The 14,991-nt window shown below is 72.4% G+C and carries 14 protein-coding genes; 5 read left to right on the forward strand and 9 right to left on the reverse strand.

The genetic code is table 11. From position 1 onward, the window contains the following. Window positions 1–44 precede the first annotated feature (44 nt). Window positions 45–3,065: an FxSxx-COOH system tetratricopeptide repeat protein gene (fxsT, locus tag ACIPPM_RS04630; RefSeq protein ID WP_401442894.1), complete on the forward strand. Its 3,021-nt coding sequence runs from the start codon at window positions 45–47 to the stop codon at window positions 3,063–3,065. Between the two features lie 10 nt (window positions 3,066–3,075). Next, window positions 3,076–6,045: an FxSxx-COOH system tetratricopeptide repeat protein gene (gene fxsT, locus ACIPPM_RS04635; RefSeq protein WP_401442897.1), complete on the forward strand. Its 2,970-nt coding sequence runs from the start codon at window positions 3,076–3,078 to the stop codon at window positions 6,043–6,045. Between the two features lie 19 nt (window positions 6,046–6,064). Here fxsT (ACIPPM_RS04635) and ACIPPM_RS04640 read toward each other — a convergent pair whose 3' ends face one another. Then, on the reverse strand, window positions 6,065–7,069 hold the full coding sequence (locus tag ACIPPM_RS04640) for an SDR family NAD(P)-dependent oxidoreductase (RefSeq protein WP_401442899.1): 1,005 nt from the start codon (window positions 7,067–7,069) through the stop codon (window positions 6,065–6,067). Between the two features lie 119 nt (window positions 7,070–7,188). Here ACIPPM_RS04640 and ACIPPM_RS04645 point away from each other — a divergent pair, with 119 nt between their 5' ends. Together ACIPPM_RS04645 and ACIPPM_RS04650 are read left to right on the forward strand one after the other, a co-directional pair. Further along, a complete protein-coding gene (locus tag ACIPPM_RS04645) occupies window positions 7,189–7,707 on the forward strand; it encodes an SRPBCC family protein (protein WP_401442901.1) in 519 nt (172 codons plus the stop codon). A gap of 34 nt (window positions 7,708–7,741) precedes the next feature. Continuing rightward, window positions 7,742–10,066 (forward strand): FdhF/YdeP family oxidoreductase, encoded by a 2,325-nt coding sequence (locus ACIPPM_RS04650; RefSeq protein ID WP_401442903.1) that lies wholly within the window; start codon window positions 7,742–7,744, stop codon window positions 10,064–10,066. Window positions 10,067–10,087: 21 nt separating this feature from the next. Here the strand turns inward: ACIPPM_RS04650 and ACIPPM_RS04655 are convergent, their stop codons facing one another. From ACIPPM_RS04655 to ACIPPM_RS04690, 8 genes are read right to left on the reverse strand one after another with little or no spacing between them, the layout of a single operon-like run. Continuing rightward, window positions 10,088–10,498 (reverse strand): gas vesicle protein K, encoded by a 411-nt coding sequence (locus ACIPPM_RS04655; protein ID WP_401442905.1) that lies wholly within the window; start codon window positions 10,496–10,498, stop codon window positions 10,088–10,090. Further along, window positions 10,488–10,745 carry a gas vesicle protein gene (locus ACIPPM_RS04660; RefSeq protein WP_401442907.1) on the reverse strand — a complete coding sequence of 86 codons (258 nt, stop codon included), beginning with the start codon at window positions 10,743–10,745 and terminating at the stop codon, window positions 10,488–10,490. Before ACIPPM_RS04660 ends, ACIPPM_RS04655 begins: the two co-directional genes overlap by 11 nt. Then, window positions 10,742–11,536 (reverse strand): GvpL/GvpF family gas vesicle protein, encoded by a 795-nt coding sequence (locus ACIPPM_RS04665; protein ID WP_401442910.1) that lies wholly within the window; start codon window positions 11,534–11,536, stop codon window positions 10,742–10,744. Before ACIPPM_RS04665 ends, ACIPPM_RS04660 begins: the two co-directional genes overlap by 4 nt. Further along, window positions 11,533–12,006, reverse strand: coding sequence for a gas vesicle protein (locus ACIPPM_RS04670; protein ID WP_401442913.1), 474 nt, complete (start codon window positions 12,004–12,006; stop codon window positions 11,533–11,535). The genes ACIPPM_RS04665 and ACIPPM_RS04670 overlap by 4 nt, the downstream gene beginning before the upstream one ends. A 46-nt stretch (window positions 12,007–12,052) precedes the next feature. After that, window positions 12,053–12,301 carry a gas vesicle protein GvpG gene (locus tag ACIPPM_RS04675; protein WP_401442916.1) on the reverse strand — a complete coding sequence of 83 codons (249 nt, stop codon included), beginning with the start codon at window positions 12,299–12,301 and terminating at the stop codon, window positions 12,053–12,055. A gap of 27 nt (window positions 12,302–12,328) precedes the next feature. Next, on the reverse strand, window positions 12,329–13,042 hold the full coding sequence (locus ACIPPM_RS04680; protein WP_389005740.1) for a GvpL/GvpF family gas vesicle protein: 714 nt from the start codon (window positions 13,040–13,042) through the stop codon (window positions 12,329–12,331). A 3-nt stretch (window positions 13,043–13,045) separates the two neighbouring features. After that, window positions 13,046–13,525 (reverse strand): gas vesicle structural protein GvpA, encoded by a 480-nt coding sequence (locus tag ACIPPM_RS04685; protein ID WP_401442918.1) that lies wholly within the window; start codon window positions 13,523–13,525, stop codon window positions 13,046–13,048. 24 nt (window positions 13,526–13,549) lie between these two features. Then, window positions 13,550–13,903, reverse strand: coding sequence for a gas vesicle protein (locus tag ACIPPM_RS04690; RefSeq protein WP_401442921.1), 354 nt, complete (start codon window positions 13,901–13,903; stop codon window positions 13,550–13,552). Window positions 13,904–14,173: 270 nt separating this feature from the next. Here ACIPPM_RS04690 and ACIPPM_RS04695 point away from each other — a divergent pair, with 270 nt between their 5' ends. After that, complete coding sequence (locus tag ACIPPM_RS04695; RefSeq protein WP_401442924.1) at window positions 14,174–14,989, forward strand: histone protein; 816 nt, start codon at window positions 14,174–14,176, stop codon at window positions 14,987–14,989. Window positions 14,990–14,991 lie beyond the last annotated feature (2 nt).

Genomic DNA, 14,991 nt, shown 5'->3' on the forward strand with positions numbered 1-14,991 from the left:
GCTCCGCACCCGGTGCGGCGCGGCCCGCGGAGGTGACGACACCCATGGACAGCCCGAGAAGCGCCGACGACCGGCACCTCACGATCAGCTACGCCGGATTCAACCGGCCCTGGGCCGCCTGGATCGCCCACCAGCTCACCGCACGCGGCCACCAGGTCGCCCTGGCCCGCTGGGACCCGCGCGTCGACGTGCCCTTCGAGGACGAGTTCGGCACCCTCGCCCGCGCCCCCGGCCGGGTCCTCCTCGTGCTGGACAACTGGTACTTCGGGCTCGGCCCCATCCCCGAGGACGACTGGAACCGGGTCCTGCGCGACACCCTCGGCCGACAGGCCGGACGGTTCGCCGCCGTCACCGTGGCCACCCAGCCCGTCCCGGAGGCCGTACAGCTGCTGGACCCCGCCGACCTGCACGACCTGGACGAGCAGGAGGCGGCCCGCAGGCTGCTGCGCCGACTCGGCATCGACCCCGCCCTCCCGGCCCGGCCCGCGGCCGCGGCCGCGCCCCGCTTCCCCAACGAACCCCCCGAGGTCTTCGACACCCCCCGCCGCAACCGCCGCTTCACCGGCCGTGACGCCGAACTGGAGGACATCCGGGCCGCGTTCACCGGGCCCACCGCCGGGGACGGCGCCGACCGGATCGTGCTGCACGGCATCAGCGGCACCGGCAAGACCCAGATAGCCATCGAGTACACCCACCGCTTCGGCAGCGACCACGACGTGGTCTGGTGGATCGACGCCAGCCACCGCGCCAAGGCCCGCGAGCGCCTCGCCGCCCTCGCACCCCGGCTGGGCCTGCCGGTGGGGGAGCGGATCGGCGAGCGGATCAGGGCCGTGCACGAGGCGGCCCGCGCCGCGCCGCCCGGCCGCTGGCTGCTGGTCTTCGACGGCGCCGAGGACCCCGCCCAGCTCACCGACCTGCTCCCGGACGGCCCCGCCCACGTCCTGCTCACCGCCACCACCCGCGACTGGTCCGGCGTCCCCGGCACCCGGGTGAGCGGCGTCCACTCCTTCACCCGTACCGAGAGCGTCGCCTACGTCCGCCGCCGCGCCGCCCGGCTCGACCCCGCCGAGGCGGACGAGCTGGCCGCCACCCTGCTCGACCTGCCCCTGCTCCTCGCCCAGAGCTCCGCCTGGCTCGCCGCCAACGCCGACGTGCCCCCCGCCGAGTACCTGCGGCTGCTACAGGACGGGGCCACCGGCACGGACACCGGCGCCGAAGACGACCAGCACGCCGAAGGCGACGAGGGCGACGACACCGGCGGCTACCCCGAAGGTTTCCGCACCGCCTGGTCCACCACCCTCGCCACCCTGCGCGAACGCAACCCCGAGGCCGCCGAACTCCTCAACCTGCTGGCCTTCTTCGCCCCCGACGAGATTCCCGTCCGCCTGCTCACCGAAGTGCGCCACGGCGATCTCCCGCCCGCCCTGGACGAACTGGTCCGCGACCCCCGCTCCTGGCACCTCGCCCTGCGCGGACTCTCCGAGTTCACCGCCGTACGCCTCGACTACGAACAGGACCTGGCCGAGAACCCGGCCGTGGAACAGGTCCGGATGCACCGTCTCTACCAGCGCTTCCTCCGCGAGAACCTCACCCCCGAGCAGCGCCGGACCTACGCCGAGACGGCCTGCCAGGTCCTCGTCGGCGCCGACCCCCGGCGCCCCGCCGACACCCGCGACTGGGAGCGCTACGCCCTGCTCGTCCCGCACCTCGGCTTCGCGGGCGCCTTCGACTCGCCCCGCGCCGCCGTCCAGGATTTGGTGCTGAACTGCGTCGAGTACCTCCGGGTGCGCGGCGAGTACCGCACCGCGCTGGTGCTCTGCGAGGAGGTGCACACGCACTGGCGGCGCGACCTCGACCCCGCCCACGGCGCCCTGCTCTCCCTCCAGCACAAGCTGGGCGGCATCCTGCGCATGGCCGGCCGCTACCCGCGCGCCGAACGGCTGGGCCGCGCGGTGGTCGCGCGGCTGGAGGCCGACCGGCCCGAGGACCACCCCGAACTGCTGCGTGCCAAGGACGCGTTGGGCAGCACCCTGCTGGCGCTGGGCCAGTACGCCCGGGCCCGCGAACTGTTCGCCGAGGCGGCGGCCCGCTTCGCGGACCAGTTCGGCACCGAGGCCCCGCAGACCCTCGCCGCCCGCCACAACCAGGGCCTCGCCCTGCTGCTCCTCGGCCGCTACCCCGAGGCCCGCGCGATCCTCCGGGACGTGCTGCAGATCCGGCAGCGGCGGCTGCGCTCCCGCCACCACCTCACCCTGCACTCCGGCGCCGTCTACGCCCGCCTGATCCGGACGCTGGGCGACTACCCCGAGTCGGTGTCCCGGCTGGAGCAGATCACGCGCATGCTCCGCCAGCTCTCCGACGAACGGCACCCGCAGTCCATCCTGGCCGACCACCAACTGGGCGTCTCCCGCCGCCGGGCCGGGGACTACGCCGAGGCGGAGGAACGGCTGTCCGGCGCCGCCCAGCGTGCCGCCCAGGTCCTCGGCCCGCGCCACCCCGACACCCTGGTGATCCAGTCCGACCACGCCGCCTTCCTGCGCGAACACGGCGACCTCCAGACGGCGGTGCGCCTGACGGAGTCCGTCGCCCAGCTCTACGGCGAACTCCTCGGGCCCCAACACCCGTACACCGTCGGCGCGCTGGGCAACCTCGGCCTGGCCGTCGGGCACACCGGCGACCACCGGCGGGCGCTGGCCCTGGCCGAGACGGCGTTCCGGGGCATCACCGACGCGGTCGGCCGCGACCACCCGTGGACGCTGGGCTGCGCGCTGAACCTGAGCGGCGCCCGCAGCCTCGCCTACGACGTGCCCGGCGCCCACGAGCTGAGCCGGGAGACCGCCCTCGGCGCGGCCCGCCTGCTCGGCGCCACCCATCCCCTGGCGCTCTCCGCGCGTGCCGCCCTCGCCGACGACCTGCGCGGCCTCGGCGAATCGGCCGAGGCGGCCGGACACGAGCGGTACGCCGTACGCACGTTGAGCGCCACCCTCGGCCCCGAGCATCCGCACACCCGGGACGCCCAGCGCAGGCTGCGCCCGTACTGGGACTTCGAACCGCAGCCGCTGTGAGGAGCCGGCCATGACCGTAGGGCGCTTGACCTATCCGCTGCCCGTGTCGCTCGTCCACGCCGGGGTCAGCAACGGCTGGGCGCAGTGGATCGGGTGGGTGCTCGGCCAGGAGGGCTGCGCGGTGGACACCATCCGGTGGTCCCCGCTCAGCAGGCTGCCCGACATGGCGTCGCTGGAGGCGTTCTTCGGCCGCCCCGGCCGCGTCCTGCTGGTCCTGGACGACTGGTACCTCCGCTTCGACACCGGACGCAACCAGGAGTGGGCGCGGGTGCTGCGCGAGGTGATGCCCCGGCTGCACGACCGGGTCGGCGCGGTCACCGTGACCACCCGCGCCCTGCCCGACGAGGCGGTCAGCCTGGGCGCCGTCACCCTGCGCGGGGTCGGCCCGGAGGAGGCCCGGCGCCGGGTGCTGGCCGAGGTGGGGCTGCTGCCCGGCGCCCCCTACTCCCGCCGCGACGAGGGCCCGCGCTACCCCGAGGACCCGCCGGACGTGTCCAACACCCCGCGCCGCAACCCCCGGTTCACCGGCCGCGAGGACCTGCTGAACGAGGTGCACGACGTGCTCGACTCCGGCGGCGAGCACGGCAGCCGGGTGCTGCTGCACGGGCCGCCCGGCGTCGGCAAGAGCCAGGCCGCCGTCGAGTACGCCCGCCGGTTCGGCAGCGAGTACGACCTGATCTGGTGGGTCCCGGCCGCCACCAAGGCGGCCGCCCGCGAAGGCTTCGCGGCGCTCGCCCGGGAGGTCGGACTGAGCGAGGGCGACCAGCTCACCGGGCAGATCGAGGCGGTGCAGGGGGCGCTGAGACGCGACGAGAAGGGGCGCTGGCTGATCATCTTCGACGGTGCGGAGGACCTCGAAGGGATCGCACCCCTGCTGCCCGAGGGACGCGGACAGGTCCTGCTCACCGCGCAGAACACCGGCTGGTCCCGGTACGGTGCCAAGCCGTACGCCCTGCCCCCCTTCGAACGTACCGAGAGTGTCGCCTTCGCCTGCCGCCGCGCACCCCGGATGACCGAGGCCCAGGCCGGCGAACTGGCCGACGCCCTGGGAGATCTGCCGCTCGTCATCGACCAGAGCGCGGCCTGGATCGACGCCCACCCCTTCGCCGACATCCCCCGCTATCTGCACGCCCTGCGGCCCACCGGCTCCGACCCCGAGACGCCCGAAGTCCCCGTCGCGCACCGGCAGGTGTGGGCCCAGACCCTCGACTCGCTGGCCGCGCGGTCGCCCGCCGTGCACCAACTGCTGCTCCTGCTCACCTTCTTCTCGCCCGACATGCTCCCGGTGCGGCTGCTGCGCTCCGCCCGCCCCAGCGACCTGCCCAGCCATCTCGCCGGACCCGTCACCGAACCGGGAAGCTGGGACGCCGCGTTGCTGACGATCTCCGAACTGACGTCCATGCGGGTGGAGTTCGCCACCGAAGCCGGGCAGGACACCACCACCAGCGTGGTGTCGCTGCGCATGCACCGCAGCTTCCGCCGCTTCATCCGCGACTCGCTCACCCCCGAGACCGAGCGCGACTACGCCGCCACCGCCGCCCGCGTCCTCGTCGCCTCCGACCCCGGCGAACCCGGCTCGCCGCGCAACTGGCACCGCTACGCCGAGATCCTCCCGCACCTCGAACCCTCCGGCGCCCTCGACTCCGACGACGGCGACGTCCGCCAACTCCTGCTGAACTGCGTCGACTACCTCCGGGTGCGCGGCGAGTACCAGGACGGCCACGCGCTGACCCGCCGGGTGCTGGCCCGCTGGCGCCGCACCTCCGAGCCGACCGACCGCGCCGTGCTGGCCGCCGCCCACCAGCAGGCCCGGATGCTGCGCGGTCTCGGCCGCTACCAGGAGGCGGAGCGGGTCGACCGCTCCATCCTCGGCCTCCTCGCCGGGGCGGGCGTCGACAGCGGCCTGGAACTGCTGCGCGCCAAGGACGGCCTCGGCGCCACCCTGATGGCCCGCGGCCGCTACGACGAGGCACGCGCCCTGTACGAGGAGGCCGCGCAGAACGCCACCGACTGGCTCGGCGACCGCTATGTCCCGCAGACCCTCCAGTTCCGCACCAACCTCGCCCTCGCGCTCGGCCTCCAGGGCCACTACGAGCAGTCCGGCAAGCTCCACCGCGAGGTGTACGAACGCCGGGTCGGCCTCCTCGGCGGCCGGGCCCGCCGCACCCTCCAGTCCGGCTACTACACCGCCCGTATGCTGCGCCTGCTCGGACGCCTGCGGGAGGCGCGCAGCCTCCAGTCGTACAACGCGCACCTGATGCGCCGGACCCTCGACGAGGCCCACCGGCAGACCCTGCTCGCCGAGCACAACCTCGCCCTGTGTCTGCGCCGCGACGCCGAGTTCGAGGAGGCGCGCGAGATGATGCGGGACTCCCGCAGGCGCCTCAAGGAGGTCAGCGGCGCCGACCACCCCGACGTGCTCATGGTCTCCCTCGACTACGCGATGCTGCTCCGCGTCCTCGGCGACCGCCCCAAGGCACGCGGCCTGGCCGAGAGCGCCGCCGCGTCGTACGCCCAGCGGCTGGGCGAACTCCATCCGTACGCGATCGGCGCCCGCAACAACTGCGCGCTGACGCTGCTGGACGACGGCGAGGTCGAGGAAGGGCTGCGGCTCGCGGAGGAGTCGACCCGGCAGATGGAGGCCGCGATCGGGCGGGACCACGTCTGGGCGCTGGGCTGCGCCATGAACTGCACGGCCGCCCTCGCCGCCGTGGGCGACCTGGAGCAGGCCGAACGCCTGGGCCGGGACGCCCTGCGCCGGGCGATACCCGCCATGGGCTCCGGCCACGTCCTGTCCGCCAACCTCCGCGCCGCCCTCGCCCTCGACCTGCGCGCCCTGGGCCGCCGGGAGGAATCGGCCACCCTGGAACGCCTCGCCCTGAACACCCTCTCCGCCAGCCACGGCGCCAACCACGACCAGACCCGCTACATGCGCTCCCACTCCCGCCCGTACTGGGACTTCGAACCCCAGCCGATCTGACCCCCGCACCCCGCCGCGGTCACGCGCTCGTGGGCGGACCCGGGGTCCGCTGGTTGTAGCGGCGGGCCGCCCGGTCGTTGAGAGCTCGGCCGGCCTTGTTGAGGGCCCGGCGCCAGGTTGGGGTGCGGGGAGTGCGCAGGGAGTGGCCCTGGCGCAGGGGGCGAGGGTGGTCGTCGGCCGGGGACCGGGGGAGGGCGCGGGCGGCCAGACCGGTCGCCCGGGTCGTCGCGGTGGGGGCCACCCCGTGCGCGACCGAGGCCAGCCGGGCGGCCGGGGTGAGGACCACCCGGGTACGGCGGCGCTCCACCGCCTGTACGACCTTCTCCGCCGCCCGCTCCGCGTCCATGGACAGCACCGGCGTGCCCGCGAGCGTGGAGAACCAGGCGTACTCGGCCTCCGCCTGCCCGCCGAACTCGGCCTGGAGATGCGAGCCGGTGCGCATCAGGCCCGGATGGACGGTCGTCACGCTCACCGCGCTCCCGGCCGTCTCCGCCTGGAGCCCCTCGCCCAGCGCCCGTACGGCGGCCTTCGCGCAGGAGTAGGGGACGAGGTGCGGCGGGGAGACCAGCCCGCCGACCGAGCCGATGAGGCCGAGGCGGCCGCCCGCCGGGCTGCGGCGCAGGTGGGGCAGCGCGGCCAGGCAGGTGTACAGGGTGCCGTCGAAGATCGTCGCCATGGCGTCCCGGAAGGCGTCGCTGCCCGCCGCCTCGGCCGGGGCGACCTGGATGACGCCCGCGTTGGCGATCACCACGTCGAGGCCGCCGGTCGCCGCCACCGTCTCCTCCACCACCGCCGACACCGCGGCCTCGTCCCGTACGTCGCACACCACCGCACGCACCGTGCGGCCGGTCCGGCGTCGTATCCAGCCCATCGCACGGCCCAATTCCTCGGAATCCCGCGCGAGGATCGTCACCTCGCATCCGCGAGCCGACAGCCGCGCGGCCGTCAGCAGGCCAAGACCCCGAGAACCGCCGGTGACCAGCGCGGACATGCCCTCGGACAGGGTTTCGTCGCTGCGCGTCATGTCCACACCTTTCGCCTGAAGGCTCGCAAATGCGGTTTCGAGTGCCCGGTTTCCCGCTGTGGCGACGGGTGCGCGGTCCGGCAAGACTGGATTCATCCGTGCCTGGAAGCAGGTGGACCATGAGCAGTGTCGAAGAGTCGGTCGAGGTCCGAGTACCCGTCCGCACCGCGTACGACCAGTGGACCCAGTTCAAGAGCTTTCCCCGGATCATGACCGCCGTGCGGCACGTGGACCAGGTGGGCCCCGCGATGACCCGGTGGAAGGTGAAGGCGGGGCTGTTCAGCAAGGAGTTCATGGCCGAGATCGTGGAGCAGGAACCGGACTCGCTGATCGCCTGGCGGAGTGTGGGACGCGACCCCTGGATGCGGGGCGAGGTGTCCTTCCGCGCGGCCGCGCCGGACCGCACCGTGATCACCGTGAAGCTGCACCTGGAGCCGCGCGGCCTCAGCGGCAGGCTGCCGGGCTCGGCGGACCGGGTGCGCCGGGTCGTGCACGAGTCGCTGGAGAACTTCAAGGAGTTCATCGAGGGCCTCGGCGACGCCAGCGGCGCCTGGCGGGGCTCCATCCACCATGGCCGGGTCTCGCCCTCCGAGCCGGACCCGCCCCGGAGCCGCGTCCCCAAGTGGCCCGTCGGCTGACCCCCGAGCCGAGGACAGAGCGAGAGGCATTTCCATGAAGAAGGCGCCGAAGCACGAGCCGGACGAGCCACTGACCGTCAGCCCGCCCAAGAAGTGGGCGGCGGGCGTCCCCGCGGTGACGCACGCCCTGGAGTACTCCCTCGACGAGGCGACGCTGAAGACCACGGCGACGACGCTGCTCACCATGAACCAGGTCGGCGGCATCGACTGTCCCGGCTGCGCCTGGGCCGACCCGGCACCGGGGCACCGGCACATGAACGAGTACTGCGAGAACGGTGCCAAGCACATCAACGACGAGGCCACCGGGCGCCGGATCACCCGTGAGTTCTTCCGCGCCCACCCCGTCTCCTGGCTCAACGAGCAGTCCGACCTCTGGCTCAACCAGCAGGGCCGGCTCACCGAGCCGATGATCAAGCGGGCCGACTCGGACTACTACGAGCCGATCAGCTGGGCCGACGCGCTGGACCTGCTCGCGGACGAGCTGAAGGCGCTGGACTCGCCGGACGAGGCGTGCTTCTACACCTCGGGGCGGGCCAGCAACGAGTCGGCGTTCGTGCTCCAGCTCTTCGCCCGGGCCCTCGGCACCAACAACCTGCCCGACTGCAGCAACCTGTGCCACGAGACCAGCGGTTTCGGCCTGCACGAGACGCTCGGCACCGGCAAGGGCACCGTCTCGCTGGACGACATCTACCAGTCCGACCTGGTCTTCCTCGTCGGCCAGAACCCGGCGACGAACCACCCCCGCCAGCTGTCCGCGCTGGAGGAGTGCAAGGACAACGGCGGCAAGATCATCTCGGTGAACACGCTGCCCGAGGCCGGACTGATGCGGTTCAAGAACCCCCAGCAGGTCCGGGGCATCATCGGCGACGGCGTCAAGATCTCCGACCTCTTCCTGCACATCCGCAGCGGCGGCGACCTCGCCCTGTTCCAGGGCCTGAACAAGCTGCTGCTGGAGGCCGAGGACGCCGCGCCCGGCACCGTGCTCGACCACGACTTCATCGCCGACCACACCTCCGGCTTCGAGGAGTTCGCCGCGCACGCCCGCAGCATCTCGTGGGACGACATCCTCACCGCCACCCAGCTCACCCGGGAGCAGATCGAGGAGGCCCACGACTACGTCATGCACGCCAAGAGCGCCATCGTCTGCTGGGCCATGGGTGTCACCCAGCAGCGGCACGGCGTGCCGACCGTCCGCGAGATCATCAACTTCCTGCTGCTGCGCGGCAACCTGGGCCGGGTCGGCTGCGGCGCCAGCCCCGTGCGCGGACACAGCAACGTCCAGGGCGACCGCACCATGGGCGTGTGGGAGCAGATGCCGGACGAGTTCCTGGACGCGCTCAAGTCCGAGTTCCGCTTCGACCCGCCCCGCCACCACGGCTACGACGCGGTGAAGGCCGTCAAGGCGATGGACGAGGGCAAGGTCAAGGTGTTCCTGTCGCTGGCGGGCAACTTCGTCCGCGCCGCTCCCGACACCAACATCACCGACCGGGCCATGCGGCGCTGCAAGGTCACCGCGCAGATCTCCACCAAGCTGAGCAAGGCGCACACCGTCACCGGCGAGACCGCGCTGATCCTGCCCTGCCTCGGCCGCACCGAGATCGACATCCAGGCGGGCGGCGTCCAGTTCGTGACCGTGGAGAACACCTCCAGCGAGGTGCACACCTCCTACGGCAAGCTCCGCCCCGCCTCCCGGCTGCTGCTCAGCGAGGTCGCCATCCTGTGCCGCCTGGCCGAGCGCACCCTCGGCGACAGCGTCGACGTCCCCTGGCTGGAGTTCGAGGCCGACTACGGCAACATCCGCGACCGGGTGGCCGAGATCATCCCCGGCTTCTACGACTTCAACCGGCGGGTCTCGCGGCCGGGCGGGATCAAGCTCCCCAACCCGGTCAACGAGGGCGTCTACGCCACCGCCACCGGCAAGGCCATGTTCACCGTCAACGAGTGGGACATGTCCGCGGCGCCCCCCGGCCACCTGATCCTGCAGAGCACCCGCTCGCACGACCAGTGGAACACCATCCCGTACACCAACAACGACCGCTACCGCGGTATCCACGGCCGCCGCAACATCATCATGATCAACCCCGAGGACATGGTCGACCTCGGGCTGGTCCGGGGGCAGTTCGTGGACATCATCGGCGTCTGGCACGACGACGTCGACCGCCGGGTGGAGGGCTTCGAGGTCATCCCCTACCCGACCAGCCGGGGCTGCGCGGCCTCGTACTACCCGGAGGTGCAGCCGCTGATCCCGCTCGACAGCGTCGCCGAGATCAGCAACCAGCCCACCTCGAAGGGGTTCGTGGTCCGGCTCGAACCGGGCAACCCGCCGCCCGGCACCAAGCCCACCCACTGGCACGAGTGACCCCTGCCGCCGCTGCCGCCCTCACTCCGGGGGCGGCAGCAGCGTGCCCAGCGGACCCAGGTCGAGATTGAGGTCCTCCATCGTCAGGCCGTACCGCTCGCACAGCCCGGTCATCCGGTCGTGCAGCAGCATCAGCGTCGCCCCGAGCCGCTCTTCCTCCTCCTCGGTGAGGTCGCCCTCGTCGACGCGGTTCAGCGCCTGCCGCTCCATCAGCTGACGCAACAGCTCCACCAGGGTCAGGACCAGCTTCATCAGGTCCCGCTCCACGGTGTCGGGGTCGGCGGTGATCCGGCGCGCCGGGCCGGACGCCCGCTCGCCGGAGGGGGCCAGCTCGGCGGGGGCCGCGGGCAGCAGCCGGAACGCGCGCTCGGCGGCGGCCGCGACCTCGGCCCTGCGCCGGTCCGGCCCGTCCCGCGTCTCGTCAGCCGTCATGCCCGCCCCGCGGCAGCTCCGGCGCCGACACCGACCTCGTCTCCGCGAACGGGGAGGGCACCTCCGCGCTGATGGACACGATCAGCGCCCGCAACGACACCCGTACCAGGTCGATCCCGGCGATGGACAGCACCACGTCGCCGGTGAGCACCACCCCGCCGCTCAGCAGGCGGTCCAGCAGGTCGATCAGCGCGACCTGCCGCTGTGCCAGCGGCTCGGAGGCGGCCTGCCGGTCGGGTGTCGTCATGCCTCGGTCTCCTCGGGCGCCATCGCGAAGGAGTACGGCGCCCACGGCCCGGTGATCTCCACCCGCACCCCCGCCAGACCGTCCGCCGCCCGCGCCACCTCGGCCCGGAACGCCTCACCCCGCTCCAGCGGCACCAGATAGGCGTCGTTGACCACGTTCTCGCCCGCCGCCGACTCCGCGAGCGTCCCCTGCTGCACCCGGTGCCGGGCCCTTTCCGTGGCGTGCGCGCGCCCCGCCGCCTCGATGCCCTCCGCCGCCCGCTGGGCCGCCTGGTGGACGGTGTCGCGGTGGTGCTGCTGCTGTCTGCGGCCGCGCAGGTACGAGCGTCCGGGGCTCAACTCCGCCCCGGCGGGCTCGGTCGGCGCCGCGGGGGCGGCCGAGGGGCCCACGTACACCTTCACGCCCCACTCCACGTGCCCCGAGAGCCGCGCCAGCCGGTCCGTGAAGAACTCCCGCCCGCTGTCCAGCACTTCGCGGGCCCGGCTGTCGTCGAGGTACACGGTGGCCAGGCGCAACGGCAGCACGGTGGCGTGCGCGGCGACCGCCTCCACGACCCCGTGATGGGCGCGGGCCACATCCGTCAGCCAGTCCAGGTTTTCCAGCCGCCTGCGCAGCGCCTGTTCACGGAAGTCCTCCACCGGCACCGAACTCGCCACCAGCGCCAGGCCGTCGCCGCCCTCGGGCACCAGGCGCACCGGGGCCCCGACCACGCCCTCCAGCGCGGTCAGCCGCTCCGCGAGCGCGTCGTCGGCGCGGGTCACGCCGTACACGTAGGTCATGAGGTCGCTCATCGCGGGCGTGCCTTCCGGCGGCGGGCGGGGCGGGGCTCCGGTTCGGGCTCCTCCTCCACCTCGATCTCCTCCACCTCTTCCTCGGGCTCCGCCTCCTCCTCGTCCAGCAGCTCCGGCTCGGCCTCGAGAAGCTCCTCCGGCTGCCGGAGCGTGGCCAGTTCGGCCCGCAGCCGGGCGTTCTCCTCGGCGAGCGAGTGCTCGCTCCGGGCCCGCGAGGACAGTGAGGGATCGTGCTCCCACCAGTCGATGCCCATCTCCTTCGCCTTGTCGACGGAGGCGACGAGCAGCCGGAGTTTGATGGTGAGCAGTTCGATGTCGAGCAGATTGATCTGGATGTCGCCCGCGATCACGATGCCCTTGTCCAGGACGCGTTCGAGGATGTCGGCGAGGTTGGCGGACGAGCCCTGCCCGTACGGCTGCGCCGCCCGCGACGGGGAGGAGCCGAGCCGGTTGCCCAGTGGTTCACTCACGGTGGTGGCCTCGTGTTTCCCTACTCGTGTGTTCCCCGGTGCCGGATCAGGGTTGCGGATTGCGGAAGTTCCGGATCTCCTCCAGCCGGTCCAGCAGTTCGTCCTCGCGTCGGTCGAACGTCTCCTCGTCGATCTCCCCGGCGAGCAACTGCTGCTCCAGCGCGGCGAGTTCGCTCTGCACGGGCGCCGGGTCGTAGTACTCGTCCTCGGCCGCCTCCAGGACGCGCTCCATCACCCAGCCGACCCCGCGCACCGGCGCCAGGGGGAGGGTGAGGATCTGGGTGAACAGGCCCATGAGACCTTCCTGTTCTCGGATGAATGGTCAGACGAAGCTGTAGGGCGGGAGCGGACCGTTCAGCCGGAAGTCGAGTCCCTCGCCCAGTTGATGGGCGACGCTCAACTCCGTGGTCAGGAAAGGCTCTTCCTGATCGTCGGCCACCAGGAACGACACACTGAGGAAGTCCGACCCGGTCGGCTGCGTGGAGTCCACCTCGCGCGCGAACGGCCGCAGCGCCTCGACCACCCCGGCGGCCAGCGCCTCCTGACGGGCCTGCACCTCCTGGGCCACCAACTCACCGAGCCGCATGGCCGCCGACGGGTCCGCCGAACCGTCCCGGATCTCGTCGTTGAGCTGCCGCGCCGGAGGCGACTCGGCGAGGATCTGCCGGAGCAGGGAGTCCTCGTCCTGCGCCACCTTCAGGTGGTACTCGGTGCAGCCCTCCAGCTCCCGGAGCCGGTCCGTGTATTCATCGGCGCGCTCCTCCAGCGCGGCCCGCACCTCGTCGTCGCTCGCGGCCACGAGCCCGAACCGCAGCGGCAGCACGGTGCCGTCGGCCATGAGCCGCTCCTGCACCTCCTGGTGCGCGCCGACGTCGCGGCGCTTGGGGCGCAGGTCCTCGGGCGCGTCGCTGACCACCGCGCACAGCGATCCGGCGGTCACCGCCCGCAGCGGGCCGGGGGACGCGCCGACGCCGCGCAGGTCGTCGAGGCGCAGCGGATGCTGCTTGTCGGTGACGGAGTAGACGTACACGCCCATGGCTCATTCCCTCTCGCGGCTCGCGGTGCGCTTGGAGGTCCGCTTGGCGGGCCGCCGCTTCCGCACGGGCTCCCGCTCCTCCTCTTCCTCTGCCTCCTCTTCGGCCTCCTCATCGCTGTCACCGCCGGTGACGGCCTTGAGGGAGTCGGTGACCGCCTCGGCGGCCCCGCTCAGCGCGCCCTTGGACTTGCCCTTGGCCCCGCTCTCCATGGTGTCGCCGACGATGTCGGTGAGCTGGGCGGGCGCCTTGCGCCCGGCCTCCAGGTCAAGCCGGTTGCACGCCTCCGCGAAGCGCAGATACGTGTCGACACTGGCCACGACGACACGGGCGTCGATCTTCAGTATCTCGATGCCCACCAGGGACACCCGGACGAAGATGTCGATCACCAGTCCGCGGTCCAGGATGAGTTCCAGGACGTCGTAGAGGCTGCCGCCGCCACCGCCGCGGGTGACATTGCCTCCGCCTTGCGGCACCACGGTCATGGTGCCTCCCTTCACCGGCGGGCCTCAGCCGCGCCGGTCGATCTGTCCTTTGGTGTAGCGGCGCGTGCGCTCGTAGGACACGAGGTCGCCCTCCTTGTCGAGGGTGACGCGGTAGGTCGCCATCACGCTGGTCGTGTCGGGCACTCGCTCCAGTTCGAGCACCTCTACGTCGGCCTCCCAACCGTCGTTCGTCGGTTTCAGCGCCGAGACCGATTCCGGGGGCCTGCCGATCAGCTCCGTCAGCTGCTCGGCGGCGATCCGCATCGCCCAGGCGGGCCCCTTCTTCGCGGGGCGGCGGCTCGCGGCACCGGCCGGACGCCGGCCGGTGCCGCGAGTGCCGCTCGAGTGCCGCCGTGCGGGCTCTTCTGCTGCGGCCATGGTCTCTCCGGTGGTCGAAGCGGTCTCTCCGATGGTCGGAGCGGGCGCCAGATTCCACGCATGAACATACAATTTCAGCATATAGGGTTATAAGTCGCATCGGCGTCGGCCGGCTCCCGGAGAGCCGCGCCCGGACCACGTGCGCGGCTCAGCAGGAGCCTCGGCGCGGCACCCGGTGTGTGCGATCCCTTCTTCCTCGATCGCGGGCCGGGTCGGGGTGCCGGCCGGAACCCGGTTTCTCCCCTGACCCTTTCCGAAGGGAACCGGTTCATGAATGACACGACCAAGGTCGCTCTCGCCGCCGCCGTCGCCGGTGGCTATGTGCTCGGACGTACGAAGAAGGGCCGCCTCGCCTTCGCCCTGGCGACCTATCTCGCCGGACGCCGGACCGGACTCAACCCCCAGGCGCTCCTGACCGAGGGCCTCGGCAAGCTCGGCGAGGTGCCGGGTGTCCAGGAACTCAACGAGCAGGTGCGCGGCGAACTGCTGAACGCGGGCCGCAAGGCGCTGACCGCCACCGCCGACCGCCGCCTCGGCGACCTCGCGGACTCCCTCCGCGAGCGCACCCAGCGCATCGGTCAGAAGAAGTCAGAGGAGCCGGAGGAGCCCGAGGAGGAAGAGGAGGAGAACGGCGAGGAGTACGTGGACGAGGCGGAGGAGCCCGAGGAGGAACCGGAGGAGGAGGAAGAGGACTTCGAGGCCGAGGAAGAGGTCGAGGAGCCCGAGGAGGAGGAAGAGCCCGAGGAGGAAGAGGAAGAGGACTTCGAGGAAGAAGTGGAGGAGGAGCCGGAGGAAGAGGAGCCCGAGGAAGAGGTCGAGGAGCCCGAGAAGCCCGCCCGCCGTCGGCCCGCCGCGAAGAAGGCGCCGGCGAAGAAGTCCGCGCCCGCGAAGAAGCAGGCCGCGAAGAAGGCCCCCGCCAAGAAGGCTCCGGCGAAGAAGTCCGCGCCCGCCAAGAAGTCGGCCGCGAAGAAGGCCCCGGCGAAGAAGTCCGCGCCCGCGAAGAAGCAGGCCGCGAAGAAGGCCCCCGCCAAGAAGGCCCCGGCGAAGAAGTCGGCCGCCAAGAAGACCACCGGGCGCCGGAGGTAGGC

Origin of the sequence: Streptomyces sp. NPDC090119, from assembly GCF_044747085.1 — a bacterium.
Classification (GTDB): domain Bacteria; phylum Actinomycetota; class Actinomycetes; order Streptomycetales; family Streptomycetaceae; genus Streptomyces.